The sequence below is a fragment of the Streptomyces sp. genome (genome assembly GCF_031178505.1).
Taxonomy (GTDB): domain Bacteria; phylum Actinomycetota; class Actinomycetes; order Streptomycetales; family Streptomycetaceae; genus Streptomyces; species Streptomyces gulbargensis.
In genome coordinates, this window is record NZ_JAPSIW010001012.1 from 1 (window position 1) to 1,839 (window position 1,839).

Consider the following 1,839-nt stretch of genomic DNA (forward strand, 5'->3'; position numbering starts at 1 on the left):
CCGCACCGCCGGCCCCCGCCACCGGCGCCAGGGGAGCGCGAGGGGGCGGCGCCAGAGCGCCCCTCGCAACCCGGCCAAAGGCCGGGTGCCCCACGACGGCGCCGCGCCCCGCCCGGCCCCCGCGGCGAGGCCGGCGCCCACCGCGGCCGCGCTCCCACCGCGCCCCGCGCCCGGCCCGGCCACCCCCAACCAGCCGCCGCCCACCGCGCACGCGACCGGGGCGGACCAGGACGACGGGCCCGGAGGGTGGCTGCTGCCACCCCCCGGACGGAACGCTTAGGAGGTGATCCTGCGCCGCCCGCCAGAACCGACGCGCGTCCCTCCGAGGTCTGCCGCGTTCCCGGCGCGTTCGCCAGCACCGAACCCAGATCCGGCCAGTGAACGCGTCACCTTCTGGGCCCTCGGGTACGCCTTGCGATAGTTGGCCAGAACCACGCTCGCTCGGTCAGCGAGCACTAGCTCCGCGGATCGGCCGCGCGCCCCGTCCATGGCCTCATCGCGAGCCCTCGCCTCCGCCGCTTCGAGCCGATTCTCAACGGCCCTGGAGAAGCCCATCAGCCACGTCTTTCGGTATGCAGTGACGGACTCCCCCCGCATCGGGCGACCGTGCCGCATTCCGTTGAAAGCCTGGAGGAGCAGGCTGGTGAACAGCATTTCCGCGCGCTGGATGTCGGCCTCGTAGCCGAATACATGAACCTCGGCTGCCAGCCTTCCATTCGCCCCCCGAAGGCGGATGCCCTGGAGGTTGAGGGGCCGAAGAATGGAGTGCAGCAGGCTGATCCGGTCGACGACATAGTTGCCTTCGACATGGATCACGCGGTCTGCCGGTCGATCGGTGCCGGGGTTCGCGTCGGCCAACATGGCCTGCTCGATCCCGTACTTGGCCATCAGCTCAGCGGCCTTCGCGAAGTACGCTTCAGCCTCTTCACGGCTTGCCGCCGGGTCCTCGGCCTTTGCGAGCAAGGCGCGAACCTTAGCGAGCTGCGGATTCGTTTCCTGGGTCATTGTCTGCCTCCGGTGTGGGTTTCGAGTGGTTCTCGTTGTCCGGGGTGCCACCCCCTTCCAACAAGCTCAATATTACCAGAATTAAACCCGATCACCTAGCGAAAAGGGGCGCTTGACCAGGGCTTTCCAGGGCTGAGGCGGCCCGCGGGTCCAGTCCGGGTCGGTCCCCCTCCTCCTTGCCAGCCGCTTTCGACGTCGCCCGCGACAGGCCGCGCCCGGGGGACGGCTTGGCGTTGACCGCTCCGGGCTTTTCCGTTCGGCGCGGCGGCCCGGCGGGCGCGCGGTCGGTCACGCGGCCATTGCGGACGGGGCGGGGTGCAGGTACCGGCCGGGCTTGCCGGGGATGGCGACCGGGGGCCAGCCGGGGGTGGCCCGGAGCCGGTGAGGCGGGCGGCGGGTGCGGGCGGCGTCCAGCTCGGCGAGGGTCCGCATCCGGGCGAGGCGGCCGGCCATGCGGCGGGCTTCGTCGTTCGCCCCGGCGGTCACCTCCGCATACCAGGCGGCGGGGTCGTCCTCGGCCAGTTGGTCCAGGCGCTCCTCCTCGGCGACCTGGCGCCGCCACTGCTCGGCGGCCTCGATGACGGCGGCGTACCGCCGGGGATCGCTGGGCGGGAGCTGGCTCCACGCGAGCGATCCGTACGGGGGGACGGTCCACTCCCGCGCACCTTCGGCGAGCGTGGCGACCTGGTGCTCGGCCCACAGTTGCGGGGCGTCGGCGGTCATGGGGTTCACGGGCTTCTCCTCCGGCGTCGGGTTTCGAGTGGGGGGCCGGGGCGGCGGTGCCATCCGCCGCCCCGGCCGGGCGGTCAAGCGAGATCGTCCGTGTTGTACAGC

Annotated in this window: 2 protein-coding genes; both read right to left on the reverse strand. The window is 72.4% G+C overall.

The window, feature by feature from the left end:
• Nucleotides 1-276: 276 nt before the first annotated feature.
• Nucleotides 277-1,005, reverse strand: coding sequence for a DUF2786 domain-containing protein (locus RIF68_RS35680; protein WP_309055771.1), 729 nt, complete (start codon nt 1,003-1,005; stop codon nt 277-279).
• A 288-nt stretch (nt 1,006-1,293) separates the two neighbouring features.
• Nucleotides 1,294-1,728 carry a DUF2742 domain-containing protein gene (locus RIF68_RS35685; protein ID WP_309055773.1) on the reverse strand — a complete coding sequence of 145 codons (435 nt, stop codon included), beginning with the start codon at nt 1,726-1,728 and terminating at the stop codon, nt 1,294-1,296.
• Between the last annotated feature and the right edge of the window lie 111 nt (nt 1,729-1,839).